Origin of the sequence: Kitasatospora sp. NPDC057500 (assembly GCF_042802195.1) — a bacterium.
In the GTDB taxonomy this organism is placed as follows: Bacteria; Actinomycetota; Actinomycetes; order Streptomycetales; family Streptomycetaceae; genus Kitasatospora.
This window is the reverse complement of record NZ_JBHVER010000006.1, coordinates 61,014-79,336: the sequence shown is the minus strand read 5'-3', so window position 1 is coordinate 79,336 and position 18,323 is coordinate 61,014. Positions and strand designations below refer to the sequence as shown.

At 73.5% G+C, this 18,323-nt stretch carries 16 protein-coding genes; 9 read left to right on the top strand and 7 right to left on the bottom strand.

Annotated elements, in window-relative coordinates:
- Positions 1–45 precede the first annotated feature (45 nt).
- The 4 genes from ACFU74_RS02740 to ACFU74_RS02725 form a co-directional block, all read right to left on the bottom strand.
- A complete protein-coding gene (locus tag ACFU74_RS02740; RefSeq protein ID WP_380750663.1) occupies positions 46–897 on the bottom strand; it encodes an amino acid ABC transporter permease in 852 nt (283 codons plus the stop codon).
- Entirely contained in the window at positions 894–1,547 is a 654-nt protein-coding gene (locus ACFU74_RS02735) for an amino acid ABC transporter permease (protein WP_380750660.1), read from the bottom strand. Before ACFU74_RS02735 ends, ACFU74_RS02740 begins: the two co-directional genes overlap by 4 nt.
- A 48-nt stretch (positions 1,548–1,595) precedes the next feature.
- Entirely contained in the window at positions 1,596–2,504 is a 909-nt protein-coding gene (locus tag ACFU74_RS02730) for a transporter substrate-binding domain-containing protein (protein WP_380750657.1), read from the bottom strand.
- Between the two features lie 131 nt (positions 2,505–2,635).
- On the bottom strand, positions 2,636–3,409 hold the full coding sequence (locus ACFU74_RS02725; protein WP_380750654.1) for an amino acid ABC transporter ATP-binding protein: 774 nt from the start codon (positions 3,407–3,409) through the stop codon (positions 2,636–2,638).
- A 440-nt stretch (positions 3,410–3,849) separates the two neighbouring features.
- On the opposite strand from ACFU74_RS02725, the gene ACFU74_RS02720 reads away from it, so the two are divergent.
- Entirely contained in the window at positions 3,850–4,605 is a 756-nt protein-coding gene (locus ACFU74_RS02720; RefSeq protein ID WP_380750651.1) for a response regulator transcription factor, read from the top strand.
- A gap of 6 nt (positions 4,606–4,611) precedes the next feature.
- Complete coding sequence (locus ACFU74_RS02715; RefSeq protein ID WP_380750648.1) at positions 4,612–6,048, top strand: sensor histidine kinase; 1,437 nt, start codon at positions 4,612–4,614, stop codon at positions 6,046–6,048.
- 1 nt (position 6,049) lies between these two features.
- Here ACFU74_RS02715 and ACFU74_RS02710 read toward each other — a convergent pair whose 3' ends face one another.
- The gene (locus ACFU74_RS02710) at positions 6,050–7,057 is read right to left on the bottom strand and encodes a TAXI family TRAP transporter solute-binding subunit (RefSeq protein ID WP_380750645.1); all 1,008 of its coding nucleotides are present in this window, start codon (positions 7,055–7,057) and stop codon (positions 6,050–6,052) included.
- 74 nt (positions 7,058–7,131) lie between these two features.
- Here ACFU74_RS02710 and miaB point away from each other — a divergent pair, with 74 nt between their 5' ends.
- Positions 7,132–8,670: a tRNA (N6-isopentenyl adenosine(37)-C2)-methylthiotransferase MiaB gene (miaB, locus tag ACFU74_RS02705; protein WP_380750642.1), complete on the top strand. Its 1,539-nt coding sequence runs from the start codon at positions 7,132–7,134 to the stop codon at positions 8,668–8,670.
- Between the two features lie 81 nt (positions 8,671–8,751).
- Positions 8,752–9,450, top strand: coding sequence for a class III extradiol dioxygenase subunit B-like domain-containing protein (locus ACFU74_RS02700; protein ID WP_380750639.1), 699 nt, complete (start codon positions 8,752–8,754; stop codon positions 9,448–9,450).
- A gap of 39 nt (positions 9,451–9,489) precedes the next feature.
- Here the strand turns inward: ACFU74_RS02700 and ACFU74_RS02695 are convergent, their stop codons facing one another.
- The gene (locus ACFU74_RS02695; RefSeq protein ID WP_380750636.1) at positions 9,490–9,762 is read right to left on the bottom strand and encodes an antitoxin; all 273 of its coding nucleotides are present in this window, start codon (positions 9,760–9,762) and stop codon (positions 9,490–9,492) included.
- Between the two features lie 136 nt (positions 9,763–9,898).
- On the opposite strand from ACFU74_RS02695, the gene miaA reads away from it, so the two are divergent.
- The 5 genes from miaA to hflX all read left to right on the top strand — a co-directional run bounded on the left by miaA (position 9,899) and on the right by hflX (position 16,741).
- The gene (gene miaA, locus ACFU74_RS02690; protein WP_380750633.1) at positions 9,899–10,858 is read left to right on the top strand and encodes a tRNA (adenosine(37)-N6)-dimethylallyltransferase MiaA; all 960 of its coding nucleotides are present in this window, start codon (positions 9,899–9,901) and stop codon (positions 10,856–10,858) included.
- 227 nt (positions 10,859–11,085) lie between these two features.
- Positions 11,086–11,634, top strand: a complete 549-nt coding sequence (locus ACFU74_RS02685) for a hypothetical protein (RefSeq protein ID WP_380750630.1) — start codon at positions 11,086–11,088, stop codon at positions 11,632–11,634.
- Between the two features lie 65 nt (positions 11,635–11,699).
- The gene (dapF, locus tag ACFU74_RS02680) at positions 11,700–12,611 is read left to right on the top strand and encodes a diaminopimelate epimerase (protein ID WP_380750627.1); all 912 of its coding nucleotides are present in this window, start codon (positions 11,700–11,702) and stop codon (positions 12,609–12,611) included.
- 169 nt (positions 12,612–12,780) lie between these two features.
- Positions 12,781–15,081, top strand: a complete 2,301-nt coding sequence (locus ACFU74_RS02675) for a RelA/SpoT family protein (protein ID WP_380750624.1) — start codon at positions 12,781–12,783, stop codon at positions 15,079–15,081.
- Positions 15,082–15,232: 151 nt separating this feature from the next.
- Complete coding sequence (gene hflX / locus ACFU74_RS02670) at positions 15,233–16,741, top strand: GTPase HflX (RefSeq protein ID WP_380750622.1); 1,509 nt, start codon at positions 15,233–15,235, stop codon at positions 16,739–16,741.
- Positions 16,742–16,814: 73 nt separating this feature from the next.
- Here the strand turns inward: hflX and ACFU74_RS02665 are convergent, their stop codons facing one another.
- Entirely contained in the window at positions 16,815–17,999 is a 1,185-nt protein-coding gene (locus tag ACFU74_RS02665; RefSeq protein ID WP_380750619.1) for a trypsin-like serine peptidase, read from the bottom strand.
- Between the last annotated feature and the right edge of the window lie 324 nt (positions 18,000–18,323).

The following is an 18,323-nucleotide window of genomic DNA, read 5'->3' as shown; positions in this document are numbered from 1 at the left end:
GGATGGTGTCACGAAGAGCAATGCAACAGTTCACCTGCGTGCCCGTCAAGCAGCAGATGAAGTGCGCCGGTTCGCGCCGCTTCGGCCGCGTGCCTCGATCCACCGGGCGAGCGCGGTGAGCAGCAGGCACATCGCGATGTAGACGGGCCCGATCACGAGCACCACGGGGATGTAGGGGAAGCCCGCGGCGTTGATCGGCTGGGTGGCGATGGCCTTGCCGACGAAGAGCAGCTCGGAGTAGGTGATGACGAAGCCGAGCGAGGTGTCCTTGAGGGTGACGACCAGCTGGCCGATCATCGAGGGCAGCATCGAGCGGACCGCCTGCGGGACCAGGATGGTCGTCATCACCTGGGTCTTGCGCATCCCGAGCGCGAACGCCGCCTCGCCCTGGCCCCGGGGGACGGCGTTGACGCCGCTGCGGATGATCTCCGCCTGGACCGAGCCGTTGTAGAGGGTGAGCCCGAGCACCAGCGCCCACAGCGGGTCCTTGGCGAAGAACCCGTAGTAGAGGGCGACGATCAGGATCAGCAGCGGCATCGCCCGGAAGAACTGGACGAAGGAGACGCACGCCCAGCGCACCGGCCGGTGGTCGGAGAGCTGCCCGGCGGCCAGCAGCGCGCCGAGCACCAGCGAGAACACCGCGGCCAGCCCGAAGGCCCGCAGGGTGGCGAGCAGGCCGTCGACGATCCGCTGCTGGATGGTCGTGTACTGGAACGCGTCCCAGAGCAGGGGGTCGAACTGGCCGTTGTCGTTCAGCGCGCCGAAGGCGTACCAGAGCAGCCCGGCGATGCCGAGCAGCGAGAGCACCCCGAAGACCCGGTAGCGGGCGCGGGCCCTGGGGCCGGGGGCGTCGAAGAGGACGCCGGCCGTCGTGGGACGGGTGAGGAGCTTGCTCATCGGGCCACCGCCAGTCGGGACTCCAGGAAGCGGAACAGCAGGGCGACGGTGGCGCTGATCAGCAGGTAGGCGCAGGCCACCCAGAAGAAGATCGCGAAGATCGAGTAGCCGTCCCCGTCGGAGAACCCCTGCTGGACGCTGTACAGCTCGCCGACGCTGAACGCGCCGGCGATCGCGGAGTTCCTGGGCAGCGCGATGAAGACGCTGCTCATCGGGGCCAGCACGGTTCGGGCCGCCTGCGGCAGGACGATGTGCACGAGGGTCTGGCCGAAGGTCAGGCCGAGGCTGCGGGCGGCCTCGGCCTGGCCGAGCGGCACCGTGTTGATGCCGGAGCGCAGCACCTCGCAGACGAACGCGGCGGTGTAGCCGCCGAGCGCCAGCACCGCGAAGGTGAGGTGGTCGAAGTGCACGCCGAGCGGGGGGAGGCCGAAGGTCACGGCGAAGAACAGCACGGTCAGCGGGGTGTTGCGGAAGATCGTCACCCAGCAGGTGCCGAAGGCCCGCAGGACCGGGATCGGGGAGACCCGGAAGGCCGCCAGCAGGGTGCCCAGCAGCAGGGCGAGCAGCGCGCTGAGCGCGCTCAGCTCGATCGTCTGCAGGAAGCCGTCGCGGAACAGCGCGAAGTTGCCGTTCTCGAACAGGAAGCCCATCCGGCGGCCCTCCTCTCAGGGGTTCGTCGACTCTGGGGGTCGGGCGGATCAGTAGCGGTCGAGGGCCGGCGGCTGCGGCGCCGTGGAGCCGGAGAGGCCGAGGGTGGCGTCGTAGGCCTTCTTCCAGTCGCCGTTGTCCTGGTGGGCCTTGATCGCGTCGTTGATCGCGTCGCGCAGCGCCTTGTCGTCCTTGTTCAGGCCGACGCCGTAGTTCTCCTTGGTGAAGGGCTGGCCGACGACCTTGAGCTTGGGCGCGTACTTGGAGGCGTAGCCCTTGAGGATGGCGTCGTCGGTGGTGACCGCGTCGACCTCGCCCGAGCTCAGCTTCTCGACGCAGGCCGAGTAGGTGTCGAACTGGGTGATCTTCGGCGAGTACTTCTCGATGTTCTTGATCGAGGTCGAGCCGGTGGCGGTGCAGACGTTCTTGCCGTTCAGCGAGTCCGGGCCGGTGATCGTGGTGTTGTCGGCCTTGACCAGCAGGTCCTGGCCGGCGATGTAGTACGGGCCGGCGAAGGAGACGGTCTTCTTGCGCTCGTCGTTGATGCTGTAGGTGCCGACGTAGAAGTCGATCTGGCCCTTGGAGATGGCCGGCTCGCGCTGCGAGGAGACCAGGGTCTGCCACTTGATCTGCTGCGGGGTGAAGCCGAGGTCGGCGGCGACCATTTTGGCGATCTCGATGTCGAAGCCGCTGCGGTCGCCGGTGGCGAGGTCCTCGAAGCCGAGGAACGGCTGGTCGGCCTTGGCGCCGATGATCAGCTGGCCGCGCTGCTTGGCGGCGGCCAGGATCGCCGAGTCCACCTTGACGTCGGTCTTCACGGTGTAGGTGGGCAGGGCCGGCGCGGGGGTGCCGCCGGCACCGGTGGCGGCGCTGCCGGGGGTGCCGTCCTTGCCGCAGGCGGCGGTGGCGGTGAGCGCGACGGCACAGAGCGCGACGGCGAAGGTGCGACGAGTCCTCATGAGGGTGCTCCTCGGGCTGGGCCACGGTTCGACCGGGCTCTGGCGAAGGGAAGTTCGAAGGTGGAGCGGACGGGCGGGCGGGCGCGCGGCGGCGCCCTTGCCGCCGTCGGCCGGGATCCGGCCCGGGGGAGTCAGTGGTGCAGGATCTTGGAGAGGAAGTCCTTGGCGCGCTCGGAGCGCGGCGCGGTGAAGAAGGCCTCCGGGGTGTTCTGCTCGACGATCCGGCCGTCGGCCATGAACAGGACCCGGTTGGCGGCGGAGCGGGCGAAGCCCATCTCGTGGGTGACGACCACCATGGTCATGCCGTCGGCGGCCAGCCGGCGCATGACCTCCAGCACCTCGTTGATCATCTCGGGGTCGAGCGCCGAGGTGGGCTCGTCGAAGAGCATCACCTTCGGGTTCATCGCCAGCGCCCGGGCGATCGCGACGCGCTGCTGCTGGCCGCCGGACAGCTGGGCCGGGAACTTCGAGGCCTGGGCGCCGACGCCGACCCGGTCCAGCAACTCCCGGGCGGTCGCCACGGCCTTGTCGCGGGCGATGCCGCGGACCTTCACCTGGCCGAGGACCACGTTCTCCAGCACGGTCTTGTGGGCGAACAGGTTGAAGCTCTGGAAGACCATGCCGACCTCGGCCCGCAGCCGGGCCAGCTCGCGGCCCTCGGCGGGCAGCGGGCGGCCGTCGATGGTGATCGTTCCGGAGTCGATGGTCTCCAGCCGGTTGATCGTCCGGCACAGCGTGGACTTGCCCGAGCCGGACGGGCCGATCAGCACGACCACCTCGCCCTGCCGGATCTCCAGGTCGATGTCCTGGAGCACGTGCAGCGCACCGAAGTGCTTGTTCACGTTGCGCAGGACCACCAGCGGATCGGCGTCGGCGCGGGAGTCCTTGTCGAGGCTCGTGGTCATCGCGCCGGCTCCCTCTGGTCGGCCGCGGGGGAGGCGAACTCCCTTGGGCGGCAATGGTGGTAGGAATCCGAGAGCCGCGACCGGCGGAGTCGCGGCCCTCGGTGGGGCGACCATAGGAGGCCTGACGATGTCTCGTCAGCCGATCTGAGCGGAACTTGAGGATCACGATCCGGCCACACGATCGGCGGGCGCTGTTCACCGGGGGCCGTACCGGGCACAGTGGCAGCGTCCGCGACCGTGGCGGGCATGATCGCGGAGCCCCGGCGGGGCCGCGTGCCCCGGCCGCCGCCACCGGCCGAGCCTGGCGTCCGGGCCGTCCCTGGCCCATACTGCGCAGAACCGGGACCTTGCCCGGCAGGGGGAGCCGTCACGACCGTACGACGGCCGCGGGAGAGACCGCGGGAGACCCCCGGAGCACCGTCCGGGAGAGGAGGAGACACATGCGACTGCTGCTCGTCGAGGACGACGAACGGGTGGCCGCCGCGCTGGTCGCGGTCCTGGGCCGGCACGGTTTCCAGGTCCGGCACGCCCGCAGCGGCCACGAGGCGCTGGACGCCCTGGTGCCGGACGGCAACGAGCCCTACCGGGTGGTCCTGCTCGACCTCGGACTGCCCGACCGGGACGGCTTCGAGGTCTGCAGCCGGATCCGGGCGGGCAGCGGAGTGCCGGTGATCATGGTGACCGCGCGCGCCGACATACGCTCCCGGATCCACGGCCTCAACCTCGGCGCCGACGACTACATCACCAAGCCCTACGACATGGGCGAGCTGCTCGCCCGGATCCACGCCGTCGCCCGCCGCGGCGCCGCCCCCGGCGCCGTCGCCGTGCCCGCCCCGGACGCCGTCCCGCAGCAGCGCGGCCCGCTGGAGTCCCGCGGCATCGTGATCGACCGCGAGCGCCGCCGGGTCAGCGTCGACGGCCGGGACGTGCCGCTCACCCGCAAGGAGTTCGACCTGCTGGCCCTGCTCGCCCAGAGCCCCGGCGTGGTCTACCGCCGCGAGCAGATCTTCAGCGAGGTCTGGCGCAGCGGCTGGGAGGGCAACGGCCGCACCCTGGAGGTGCACATCGGCTCGCTGCGCACCAAGCTCGCCCTGCCCGGCCTGGTCGAGGCCGTCCGGGGCGTCGGCTACCGGCTGATACCCGAGTGCCCCGCCCCCGCCGCCGACAGCCAGCCCCCGGCCCGCGCGGAGCACTGACCGCACGTGCGCACCCGCCTGCTCGGCATCCTGCTCTCGCTGATGCTCTGCGTGCTCGCCGCGCTCGGAATGCCGCTCGCGGCGGCGTTCGCGGCCGCCGAGCAGAGTCGGGTGGTCGTCGACCGGCTCGACGACGCCGCCCGGTTCGCCCAGGACCTGCCGACCTCCGGCTCCGGCCTGGAGGCCGCGCTCAAGGGCGACCCGCAGCCCGCCCCCGGCGACCTCAGCCGCCGGCACGCGCTGGACACCGAGGTGGCGCGCTACCACGAGCTCTACGGGGTGCGGATCGGCATCTTCCAGCGCGACGGCATGCCGATCGCGGTCGCCCCCTCCGACTGGCGGGTGCCCGCCAGCGGCTGGGCCGACCAGGCCTTCCAGGAGGCGCTGGACGGCCGGCGCAGCCACAACCCGCCGCAGGTCTGGCCGTGGACCCCGGACCGCACGCTCACCGTCGCCACCCCGGTGGTCCGCGACGGCGACGTGGTCGCCGTGGTGCTCAGCGAGTCCCCGACCGAGGCGCTGCGCGCCCGGGTGGTGCGCAAGTGGCTGGTGATCGGGGCCGGCGAGGCCGCCGCGATGATCGTCGCCGTGCTCCTCGCCGCCCGGCTCACCGAGTGGGTGCTGCGCCCGGTCCGCACCCTGGACCGCGCCACCCACGACATCGCCACCGGCCGGATGAACGCCCGGGTGGCACCCGGCGGCGGCCCGCCCGAGCTGCAGCGGCTCGCCCGCTCGTTCAACGAGATGGCCGACCACGTGGTGCTCGCCCTGGACCAGCAGAAGGCCTTCGTCGCCGACGCCTCGCACCAGCTGCGCAACCCGCTGGCGGCGCTGCTGCTGCGGGTCGAGGTGCTGGGCCTGGAGCTGCCCGAGGGGCACGAGGAGGAGCTCGGCGGGGTGCGCGAGGAGGGAGCCCGGCTGGCCCGGGTGCTGGACGACCTGCTCGGGCTGGCCACCGCCGAGCACGCCCGCCCCGAGCCCGAGCCCACCGACCTGGCCGTGCTCACCCTGGAGCGGGCGGACGCCTGGCGTCCGCTGGCCGGGCAGCGCGGGATCGAGCTGGTCTGGGAGGGACCGGCGCTGGCGCTCGGCCTGGCGGACCCGATCGGCTTCGGCAGCGCGCTGGACGCGGTGCTCGACAACGCGCTGAAGTTCGGCCCCGCGGGGAGCCGGGTGCGGGTGCTGGTCGCCGTGCGGCAGGAGGAGGTCGCGGTGACCGTCTCGGACCAGGGCCCCGGCCTCACCGAGGAGGAGCTGGCCAGGGCCGGCGACCGCTTCTGGCGCAGCACCCGGCACCAGAACGTGGACGGCTCGGGCCTCGGGCTGTCGATCGCCCGCACCCTGCTCCAGGCGGCCGGCGGCTCGCTCACCTTCGGCACCGCGACCCCGTCCGGCCTCGCCGTCACCCTCGCGGTGCCCCGGGCGGAGCGCCGGAAGGCCTAGCTCAGGGCTTCACCGAGCGGTAGTAGCGGGCCGCGCCCTCGTGGAGCGGGAGCGGGTCGGTGTAGACGGCGGTGCGCAGGTCGACCAGCTGGGCGGCGTGCACCTGGGCGCCGATCTGGTCGCGGCTGTCGATCACCGCCCGGGTCATGCCCTGGACCAGGTCGTCGTCCACGTCCGCCCGGGTGATCAGCAGGTTGGGCACGGCGACGGTGGCGACCGCCGCCTGCGGCTCGGCCTTCGGGTAGGTGCCCTTCGGCATGGTGGCCGCCCGGTAGGCGTCCGTCCCGCCGCCCTCGACCAGGTGGACCCCCTCGGCGAGGTCGCCCAGCGGCACGATCCGGATCCTGACGTGCTCGGACAGCTCGGTGAGTGCGGTGGTCGGCAGGCCGCCGGACCAGAAGAACGCGTCCAGCTGCCCGGCCCGCAGCTGGTTCGCCGCGTCGCCGATGCCCAGGAACGCCGGGGCGATGTCGCGGTCCGGGTTCAGCCCGGCCGCCGCCAGCAGCCGGCGGGTCACCAGGTTCACGCCGGAGAGCGACTGGCCGACCCCGACCCGCAGGCCCTTGAGGTCGGCGGCGCTGTGCACGGGGGAGCCGGCCGGCACGATCAGCTGGAGGTAGTCGTCGTAGAGCCGGGCGATGGCCCGCAGCTTCTCCCGGCCCGGGCCGGTGTACTGGGCCACGGAGTCGGCGGTGGCGATCGCGAAGTCGTCCCGGCCCGAGGTGACCCGGGCCAGGTTGTCGATCGAGCCCTCGGAGTTGTCCAGTTCCAGCCGTACCCCGGGCATCGCCTTGGCGAGGTGGGCGTCCAGCAGCTTGCCGTACCGGTCGTACACCCCCTGCTCGACGCCGGTGGCCAGCCTGGTCTCGCCGCTGGGGCGCCCTGCCGAGCCGCCCGTCGACAGCCACCATCCGCCCAGGCCCGTGAGCACCAGCACCAGGGCCAGCACGATCCGCCACAGCGGCCGGTCGGCCGCGGCGCGGAGACGGGAGGGGGTGCGGGTGGCCATGGAAGGGATAGTGCCAGGCGGGGGAGGAGAACGGGAGGGGAAAAGTGCTGTGCGGGTGCCCGTACTCTGGTTGGGTGAGCGGTGACAGCGGATCGAAGAGCTACAAGGTCGTCACGTACGGCTGCCAGATGAACGTCCACGACTCCGAGCGGCTCTCCGGGCTGCTGGAGGACGCGGGGTACGTCAAGGCGGGGCGGGACGGCGACCCCGACCTGGTGGTGTTCAACACCTGCGCCGTGCGGGAGAACGCCGACAACAAGCTGTACGGCAACCTCGGGCAGCTGGCCCCGGTCAAGAGCCGCCACCAGGGCATGCAGATCGCCGTCGGCGGCTGCCTGGCGCAGAAGGACCGCGACACCATCGTCCGCAAGGCCCCCTGGGTCGACGTGGTCTTCGGCACCCACAACATCGGCCACCTGCCGGCCCTGCTGGAGCGGGCAGCGGTCGAGCGCAAGGCCCAGGTCGAGATCCTGGAGTCGCTGGAGACCTTCCCCTCCACGCTGCCCACCCGCCGGGAGTCCGCCTACGCCGCGTGGGTCGCGATCTCGGTCGGCTGCAACAACACCTGCACCTTCTGCATCGTCCCCGCGCTGCGCGGCAAGGAGGAGGACCGCCGTCCCGGCGACGTCCTCGCCGAGATCGAGGCGCTGGTCGACGAGGGCGTCATCGAGGTCACCCTGCTCGGTCAGAACGTCAACGCCTACGGCTCCGACCTGGGCGACCGCGAGGCCTTCTCCAAGCTGCTGCGCGCCGCCGGGCAGATCGAGGGCCTGGAACGGATCCGCTTCACCTCGCCGCACCCGCGCGACTTCACCGACGACGTGATCGCCGCGATGGCCGAGACCCCGAGCGTGATGCACCAGCTGCACATGCCGCTGCAGTCCGGCTCCGACACCGTCCTGAAGGCGATGCGCCGCTCCTACCGGCAGGAGCGCTTCCTGAACATCATCCGCAAGGTGCGGGAGGCGATGCCGGACGCGGCCATCTCCACCGACATCATCGTGGGCTTCCCCGGCGAGACCGAGGAGGACTTCGAGGAGACCATGAAGGTCGTCCGCGAGGCCCGCTTCACCAACGCCTTCACCTTCCAGTACTCCAAGCGCCCGGGCACCCCGGCCGCCGAGATGGACGACCAGATCCCGAAGGCGGTCGTCCAGGCCCGCTACGACCGGCTGATCGCCCTCCAGGAGGAGATCTCCTGGGAGGAGAACAAGAAGCAGGTCGGCCGCACCCTGGAGATCCTGGTCGCCGAGGGCGAGGGCAAGAAGGACGACAAGACCGACCGGCTCTCCGGCCGGGCGCCCGACAACCGGCTGGTGCACTTCAACCCGAGCGTGCGAGGGGTGGACGACCAGCACAGCACCCGGCCCGCCGTGCCGGTCCGCCCGGGCGACATGGTCACGGTGGAGATCACCTACGCCGCCCCGCACCACCTGCTGGCCGAGGGCCCGGCGCTCTCGGTGCGCCGCACCCGGGCGGGCGACGCGTGGGAGAAGCGCCAGGCCAAGCCCGCCGCCAAGCCGGCCGGCGTGATGCTGGGCCTGCCGTCGATCGGCGCCCCGGCGGCGCTGCCGCTCGCCGCCCCGGCCGGTGGCGCCTGCTGCGGGGACTGACCGCGCCCGGCCGCACGTGCGGCCCGGTGGGACCCTCCGGTCCTGCCGGGCCGTTCGGCGTTCTTGGCTAGAGTGATCCACATGCTGGTTGCCGCCGCCGTCTGTCCCTGTCCGCCGCTGCTCGTCCCCGAGGTCGCCGCCGGGGCGGCGGCCGAGCTGGAGCCGCTGCGCGCGGCCTGCGACGAGGCGCTCGGGGTGGTGCTCGCGGCCGGGCCGGAGCTGCTCGTGGTGGTCGGCACCGGGCCGGAGGCCGAGGTGTGGACCGAGGGCGGGGCCGGGTCGTTCCACCGGTACGGCGTGCCGCTGGTGGCCGCGCTGCCGGGCGGCCGGGCCGAGGGGCCGGAGCTGGCGCCCTCGCTGACCGTCGGCGCCTGGCTGCTCGGGCGGGCCGGGGTGACGCTGCCGACGCACGCCTGCGCGGTGCCGGCCGACGCGCCCGCGGACCGGATGCTCGGGCTGGGCCAGGGGCTGGCCGGGCTGGCGGACCGGGTCGGGCTGCTGGTGATGGGGGACGGCAGCGCCTGCCGGTCGCTGAAGGCGCCCGGCTACCTGGACGAGCGCGCCGAGGGCTTCGACGCCGGGCTGGCGCGGGCGCTGGGATCGGCGGACACGGCGGCGCTGGCCGCCCTGGACGCGGGACTGGCCGCCGAGCTGAAGGCCGAGGGCCGGGCGCCCTGGCAGGTGCTGGCCGGCGCCGCCGAGGGCGCCGGCCTCACCGCGCGGCTGGGGTACCAGGGCGCGCCGTACGGCGTCGGGTACCTGGTCGCCTCCTGGAGCTGAGGGCCGGCCCGCCGGGGCCGGTCAGCCGGTCGGACCCGCTCAGCCGGTCGGGCCCGGGGTGCCGTTCGTCGGGGTGCCGTCCGCCGAGGCGCCGGGGGCCTGGGGCTTGTGGGCGAAGTCGTCCACGGCGCCCTTGGCCTTGCTGGTGCCGTGCTCGATCTTCTCGGTGTACTTGCCCTTGGTGGCCTTGTCGATCGCTCCGCCGGCCTTCTCCACCGCGCTCCCGATCTGGTCACTGTGCTTGCCGGCGAACTCGCTGGCCTTGCCCTTGAGCTCTCCGGCCTTGCCCTTGAGGTTGTCCATCAGACCCATGACGCCTCTTCCTTCCGCTCTGTTCCTCTCACAACGTCCGTCAGGGCGGAACCGTTCGCAAGGGGGCGGATCGGCTGAAACCGGTCGCAACCGGCCGGTCCGTCGGCGGGCCGGCGTTCCCTGGCAGACTTGACCGGTGAGCAGCCCCACCACCGCCCAGTCCGCCCGCCCCCGCGTCGTCTCGGTCGTCGGCGCGACCGCCGCCGGCAAGTCCGATCTGGCCGTCGCCCTGGCCCGCGCCCTCGGCGGCGAGGTGATCAACACCGACTCGATGCAGCTCTACCGCGGCATGGACATCGGCACCGCCAAGCTCACCGAGGAGGAGCGCGGCGGCATCCCGCACCACCTGCTGGACATCTGGGACGTCACCGAGGCCGCCAGCGTGGCCGAGTACCAACGGCTGGCCCGGGCCGAGATCGACCGCCTGCTCGCGGCCGGCCGCACCCCCGTGCTGGTCGGCGGCTCCGGCCTGTACGTCCGGGCGGCGATCGACGAGATGGAGTTCCCGGGCACCGACCCGGCGGTCCGCGCCCGGCTGGAGGAGGAGCTGGAGCAGGTCGGCCCGTACGTGCTGCACCGGCGGCTGGCCGGGCTGGACCCGGCCGCGGCCGAGGCGATCCTGACCGGCAACGGCCGGCGGATCGTCCGGGCGCTGGAGGTCATCGAGATCACCGGGCAGCCGTTCACCGCCAACCTGCCGAGCAACACCGCCGTGTACGACGCGGTGCAGATCGGCGTCGCCGTGCCGCGCCCCGAGCTGGACGAGCGGATCACCCTGCGGGTCGACCGGATGTGGCGGGACGGCCTGCTGGACGAGGTGCGGGAGCTGGAGGGGGCCGGGCTGCGCGAGGGCCGGACGGCCTCCCGGGCGCTCGGCTACCAGCAGGTGCTCGACCACTTCGCCGGCGTGTGCACGGAGGACGAGGCGCGCGCCGAGACGGTCCGGGCCACCAAGCGGTTCGCCCGTCGGCAGGAGTCCTGGTTCCGCCGGGACGACCGGATCCACTGGCTCGCCCGGCCGGCCGGAACCGACCCGGTCGCGCTGCTGGACCGGTCGCTGGAGCTGATCGACCGTCAGGAATCCGCCGTCCGGTAGGCGCTTTCCGGCCATCCGGCGGTGCAGTTGCGCGCGCAGACGGGCGTGCAGGACGGCACGGCGGTCACGGCCGGATCACGTGATGGCCACGGATCACCCGTCTGCGCCGGTCAGGCCCGGAACGCCACTCTGGACATGCCATCATCGATGTCATAAGGGTCGGCCCGGGCGGGCCGACCGTGCCCGGCCGCGAGTCGCACTCGTGTCGAACTGTCAGGGGAGGCCGCGTGTCCACGGGTACCGGCCCCGAAACCGGCCAGAGCGGCAGGGCTGTGAACGCCGCGCCGGGCAACGGCGGCAGTGCCACGGCGCAGGCCGACGACCTGGACTCCTCGACGCTGCCCGACCTGCCGGTGCTGCCCGGCCTCGACGGGCCGACCTCCTACGCGGTCGCACTGCCGGCCCTGGACACCCGCGCCCCCGCCGGTGCGGTGCACGAGCGGGAGATCCGGCCGCGCCGTCGGCTCCGCTGGTGGCAGACCCTGCCGATCGCCCTGGTGGCCACCGCCGGCTCGCTGATGTTCGCCTTCCCGCTGGCCTTCGGCTCGGCCGGGGCGGGCTCGGCGATGATCGGGATGCTCGGCCTGCTGCTCACCGCGGCCTCGCTCGGCTGGGGCGCGATGGCGGCCCGGCACGCGGGGTACAAGTGGCCCGGCCTGCCGCGCCGCGGCACCGGCGAGCGGGCCGGGTGGAAGGCGATCGTGATCTACACGCTGATCGTGCTGGCCGCCTGCGCGCTGGCCCTGTACCGGGTCGTCCGGCTCTCCGGGCGCTAGAGGGCCTAGTCCGCGGCTCGGGACCGGAGGGCGGCGATCCGGTGCTCCTCGGTACCATCGGGAGGGTGACCGCATCCTCCGCGCAGCCCGTCGGCCTCCCCTTCCTCAAGGGGCACGGCACCCAGAACGACTTCGTGATCGTCCCCGACCCGGAGGGCCGGCTGGACATCGGCCCCGAGGCCGTGGCCGCGCTGTGCGACCGCCGGTCGGGCATCGGCGGTGACGGGCTGCTGCGCGTGGTGCGCTCCGCCGCCGACCTGGTGGCGGCCGACCAGGCCGACCGGGCCGAGTGGTTCATGGACTACCGCAACTCCGACGGCTCGATCGGCGAGATGTGCGGCAACGGCATCCGCGTCTTCGCCCGCTACCTGGTCGAGGCCGGGCTGGCGAAGCCGGGCGAGCTGCCGGTGGCCACCCGGGCCGGACTGCGGACCGTGCGGGTCGCGGAGGACGCCGAGGACGGCACGCCCGGCGAGATCACCGTCGACATGGGGCGCGCCCTGCTGCCCGGTCCGGACGGGATCGAGGTGACGGTCGGCGGCCGGACCTGGCCGGCCCTGAACGTCAACATGGGCAACCCGCACGCGGTCGCCTTCGTCGAGAGCCTGGACCACGCCGGCGACCTGCGGACCGCGCCGCCGGTGAGCCCCGAGGGCGTCTACCCGGAGGGCGTCAACGTCGAGTTCGTGGTGGACCGGGGGCCGCGGCACGTCGCGATGCGGGTGCACGAGCGCGGCTCCGGCGAGACCCGCTCCTGCGGCACCGGCGCGTGCGCCGTCGCGGTGGCCGCCGCCCGCCGGGACGGCGTGGACCCGGCGGTCACCGGTGAGGCCGTCACGTACGCGGTGGACGTCCTGGGCGGCCGGTTGACGATCACCGAGCACCCGGACGGCCGGGTGGAGAAGACCGGTCCGGCGGTCGTCGTCGCGCGCGGCGAACTGGACCCGTCCTGGTCGGCGCTGGTGCGCGGGGCCTGACCCGGCGTCACCCGACGGCCCGCGTTTGCCCATTTCGTCCGGGATCGAATCCCCCCGTTCGGGTGATACGCCCTGCGGACGGGAAGCGGGGCCTCGCGGAACGTGCTCTGCTCGGTAGCATGGACCACCGGGTCGGCCCACGCCCCCGGTACTGCTGCCGGAGGTGCCGATGACCATCGAAGCCGGTCAGCCCCTGGCGGGGCAGCCGACGTCCGCACGGCAAGCCGGGCCCAGGCGCCCGCTCGGCGGGTTGGGCCGGGCCGCGCTCGGCCGGGCCGGGCGCGCCGCGCTGCTGGCCACCGGCCGTCCGCCGGTGCCGGACGCGCTCGAACCGCTGGTCCAGGCCCACCGCCGGCACCATCCGCAGGCCGACCTCGGCCTGCTCGGCCGTGCCTACCGGCTGGCCGAGGCGAGCCACCGCGGCCAGAAGCGCAAGAGCGGCGAGCCGTACATCACCCACCCGCTGGCCGTCACCGTGATCCTGGCCCAACTCGGCGCCGGGACGACGACCTTGGTCGCCTCGCTGCTCCACGACACGGTCGAGGACACCGAGTTGACGCTGGACCAGGTGGCCGAGGGGTTCGGGCCCGAAGTCGCCTACCTGGTCGACGGGGTGACGAAGCTGGAGAAGGTCGACTTCGGCGCGGCGGCCGAGGCGGAGACCTTCCGCAAGATGCTGGTCGCCACCGGGGACGACGTCCGGGTGATGGTCATCAAGCTCGCCGACCGGCTGCACAACATGCGCACCATCCGGCACATGAAGCCGGCCAGTCAGGTGCGGATCGCCAAGGTCACCCGGGACGTGCTGATCCCGCTGGCCGAGCGGCTCGGCATCCAGGTGCTCAAGGCGGAGTTGGAGGACATCGTCTTCGCCACCCTGCACCCCGAGGAGCACACCCGCGCCCGGGGCCTGCTCGGTCGGCACGAGGCCGGTCCCGACACCCTGCTGGCGCCGTTCGCCCGGAGCCTGGCCCGCCAGCTCGCCGAGGCCGGGATCGCCGCCGAGGTCACCGTCCGCCCCCGGCACTGCGTCTCGCTGCACCGGGTGCTGCTCAAGCGGGCCGCCGCCCCCGGGCCGGACGGCAAGCCGCAGGGGCCGCAGCCGGCCGACTTCGGGCGGCTGCTGGTGGTGGTGGAGGAGAACGCGGACTGCTACGCGGTGCTCGGCGAACTGCACACCTGCTGGACGCCGCTGCCGGGGGAGTTCAAGGACTTCGTGGCCGCACCCAAGTTCAACCTCTACCAGTCGCTGCACACCGCGGTGGCGCTGGCCGGCGGCGAGGTGGTCGAGGTGCTGGTGCGCACCCGGCGGATGCACGAGGTGGCCGAGACCGGGGTGGTCGCGCTCGGCGACCCCCGCCAGCCCGGGACCGGCGGCGACCAGGGCCGGGACGAGCTGGACCGCACCGACCCGGCCCGGCCCGGCTGGCTCTCCCGCCTGCTGGAGTGGCAGCAGGAGACCCCCGACCCGGACGCCTTCTGGTCCGCGCTCACCGCCGACCTGGCGGGGGACCGCGAGATCACCGTGGTGACCGAGCGTGGCGAAACGCTTCAGCTCAGAGCCGGCGCCACCTGTGTGGACGCCGCCTACCTGCTCGGCGAGGAGACCGGTCACCGCTGCATCGGGGCCCGGGTGAACGGCCGGCTCGCCGCGCTCTCCACCGTGCTCCACGACGGCGACCGGGTGGCCGTCCTCACCGAGGACGCCGCCGGACCGGCGCCCGAGTGGCTGGCGCACGCCCGTACCCCGGCCGCCCGGCTCGCCATCGAGCGCTGGCTCGCCGACCACCGCGCCGACCGTCCGGCCGACCAGCCGGCGCGCCGCCCGGCGGTCCGCACCGGCCCGTCCGCCGGGCAGCCCGCGCAGCCGGACCGCCCGGTCGCGGCCGGACGGCCCGCCGCCCCGGTCGTCGTGGCCGGCCGCCCCGGGGCGCCCGTCCGGCTGGCCCGCTGCTGCACCCCGGTGCCGCCGGACGAGATCGCCGGCTACCCGATCCGCGCCGGTGCGGTCGCCGTGCACCGGGCCGGCTGTCCGGCGGGGGAGCGGATGCGGGCCGACGGGCGCGGCGCCCTGGAGGTCCGCTGGAGCCCCGGCGGGGCCCCGGCCGGCGGCTTCCGGGCCACCCTGCGGGCCGAGGCGCTGAACCGGCCCCGGCTGCTGGCCGACCTCACGGCCGCGATCTCGGCCGAGGGCGTCGGGATCGTCTCGGCCGAGGTGGAGCCGCCGCAGGAGCTGCGGGTGCGGCACACCTACACGGTCGAGCTGCCGGACCCGGCCGCGCTGGCCGCCGTGCAGCGGGCCATGCTGCGGGTCTCCGGGGTGTACGACGTGGAGCGCCCGCACGCCCCGGCCGGCGGGGGGCCGGGCCGGCCGCCGGCCGCCGCGGCGCCGTCCGGGGAAATGGGGATGACCGGCGCGCGCCCGGCGTGCGACCATCATGGGGAATTCACGGCCGGACCGCGGCGTTGACCGGGCGGAGGAGTCTCAGCCCGTCCCGCGGCCCCGAGGGGTAGCTCACACCTCGCCCGAGTGCTAGACGGGGCGGCAGCTGGGCAGACTCCCGGCACGACCGTCCGTACGGTCGCGCACAGGCCACCCGTTCCAGCAGCCTAAGGACAGAATGACCTCCACGTTCGACACCCGCGACCACGCCGACGCCCCGCGCCGCCTCGACGGTCTGCGGGCGGAAGCCCTCATGGACGAGGACCTCGCGGCCATCGACGAGGACCTCGACCGCCACTTCGACGGCGACCAGTACGACCGCAGCGAGCGCGCCGCGCTCCGTCGCGTCGCCGGCCTCTCCACCGAACTCCAGGACGTCACCGAGGTCGAGTACCGCCAGCTCCGCCTGGAGCGCGTGGTGCTCGTCGGCGTCTGGACCGACGGCACGCTGGAGGAGGCGGAGAACTCGATGGCCGAGCTCGCCGCACTGGCCGAGACGGCCGGCTCCGAGGTGCTGGACGGCGTCATCCAGCGCCGTGACAAGCCCGACGCGGCCACCTACATCGGCTCCGGCAAGGCGCAGGAGCTGCGCGACATCGTCGCCTCCACCGGGGCGGACACCGTGGTCTGCGACGGTGAGCTCACCCCGGGCCAGCTGATCCACCTCGAAGACGTGGTCAAGGTCAAGGTCGTCGACCGGACGGCCCTGATCCTGGACATCTTCGCCCAGCACGCCAAGTCCCGCGAGGGCAAGGCGCAGGTCTCGCTCGCGCAGATGCAGTACATGCTGCCGCGGCTGCGCGGCTGGGGCCAGTCGCTCTCCCGGCAGATGGGTGGTGGCGGCTCCGGCTCGTCCGGCGGCGGCATGGCCACCCGTGGCCCCGGTGAGACCAAGATCGAGACCGACCGGCGCCGGATCCGCGAGAAGATGGCGAAGCTCCGCAAGGAGATCGCCGACATGAAGAAGGGCCGCGACACCAAGCGCCAGGAGCGCCGGCGCCACCAGGTGCCGTCCGTGGCCATCGCCGGCTACACCAACGCCGGCAAGTCCTCGCTGCTCAACCGGCTCACCGGCGCGGGCGTGCTGGTGGAGAACGCGCTGTTCGCCACCCTCGACCCGACCGTGCGCCGGGCGCAGACCCCGAGCGGCCGGGTCTACACCCTGGCCGACACCGTCGGCTTCGTCCGGCACCTGCCGCACCACCTGGTCGAGGCGTTCCGCTCCACCATGGAGGAGGTCGGCGACGCCGACCTCATCCTGCACGTGGTGGACGGCTCGCACCCCGAGCCGGAGACGCAGCTGGCCGCCGTCCGCGAGGTCGTCGTCTCGGTCGACGCGCAGAACGTGCCCGAGATCGTCGTGATCAACAAGGCCGACGCGGCCGACCCGCACGTGCTGCAGCGCCTGCTGCGCCGCGAGCCGCACGCCATCGTGGTGTCGGCCCGCACCGGCGAGGGCATCGAGGAGCTGCTCAGGCTCATCGACGAGGAGCTGCCCCGCCCGGCCGTCGAGGTGCACGCGCTCGTCCCGTACACCCAGGGCGCGCTGGTGTCCCGGGTGCACGCCGAGGGCGAGCTGCTCGCCACCGAGCACACCGCCGAGGGCACCCTGCTGCACGCCAAGGTGCCGGCCGAGCTGGCCGCCGAGCTGGAGCACTTCGCGGTGGCGCTGACGCCGCAGGGCTGAGCCGCACCGTGCGAACGGGCCCCGGTTCCCTCCCGTCGAGGGGGAACCGGGGCCCGTCGCGTCGTCCCGCCGGCTACTTCTTCTTCGAGATCCAGTCCAGCGCCTGCTCGGCGACCGTCTCGAGGTACGGCCCGCTCAGCGAGGTGTGCTCCTGGGTGCCGATCGAAGTGTTGGAGACCAGCGCGAGCCGGCCGTCCGGCATCGGTGCGAACCAGCCGCCGCCGCTGGAGCCCTGGGTCATGTTGCAGCCGATGGTGAGCATCGACGGGCGCTTGGGGTCGAAGGAGAGCCGGGTCGGCTTCCCGCCCTCGCACTTGTAGAGCTCCTGACCGTCGAACGGCTTGTACAGCGGGTAGCCGATCGCCGTGACGGCGAGCTTGTCGCGCGGCGCGTCGAACCAGACCGGGACGGCCCCGCCGACCGTCTCCTCCAGCGACTTGCCGCCCTCGTTCTGGTTGCTCACCCGCATGATCGCGAAGTCGTACTGGTTCGCCGCGTCACCGGTGCCGCCGCCCTCGACCAGCCACTGCGGCGAGGTCACCACGTCCTTGGCCCACCAGGTGCCGAGCGGCGCCAGCTCGGACAGCGGGGCCTTCTTGCCGCCGCTGGAGGCGCCCGAGTTGTTGTAGGCGGGGACGAAGACCAGGTCCTTGAAGTAGTTGCCGCCCTTGCCCGGGTGGACGCAGTGGCCGGCCGTCCAGACCAGGTTGCTCTTCCCCGGGCGCGCCGGGTCCTGGATCACGGTGGCCGAGCAGTTGCCGCGGCCGCCCTCGGCGGAGAAGAAGACCTTCCCCGAGGGCTGCTTGGTGTACGGGCGCGGCACCGTCACGGCCTTGACCACCGGCGGCTCCGGGTCGGTGACGCCGGCGTCCTCGGCGGGCTTGGCGGTGGGCGGCGCCGGGTCGGCCGGCTTGGAGTCGCCCATCTTGTCCGGGTTCCAGAAGTCCTTGACGATCGGGTTGTTGAAGACGTGCTTGGACGCCCAGTTGTCCCAGTCCTCGAACTTCCACTTCGTCAGGTCGTCCCAGCTCTTCGGCAGGCCCTCCAGCAGGCCGGTCGGAAGGCCCGAGGGCAGGGTGATGCCGCCGATCACGCCACTGCCGCCCCCCGCGGAGGTGGCGGAGGCGGTGGCGCCGCCGGAGGGCGGCGGTGCGGCGGTGCCCCCGCCCGAGGGCCCGTCCGGGCCGCAGGCGGTGACGGCGAACAGGGTCCCCGCGGCGAGGACCGCCGCCGCGGCTGACCGGTGGATCGCTGGCATGGTGCTGTCCCCCTGGGTAGTTCGGTGTGGGCGGCGGACCGCCGTCCTGGAGTCTGCCACTGGCCACCAGGACGGCCCCCGGCGGCCCCCGGGTTCCGGACCCCGGCGAGGGTCACCGATCCGTGACGGGGTGGCGGGCGGTCCGGCCGTACGACGGGCCCGCCTTCCCGCCCGCGCGGCGGACAATCACCGATCTTCACCCGGACGAGTGAGCGGTCCTTGTGATCACCCCTCAGGGATAGGTAACCCTTACCTGACGCGACGGTGTGAGCGCCCGCCGGTTCTCTCCACCCCCTGCGCGTCGGCACTCCACGCGCATCAAGG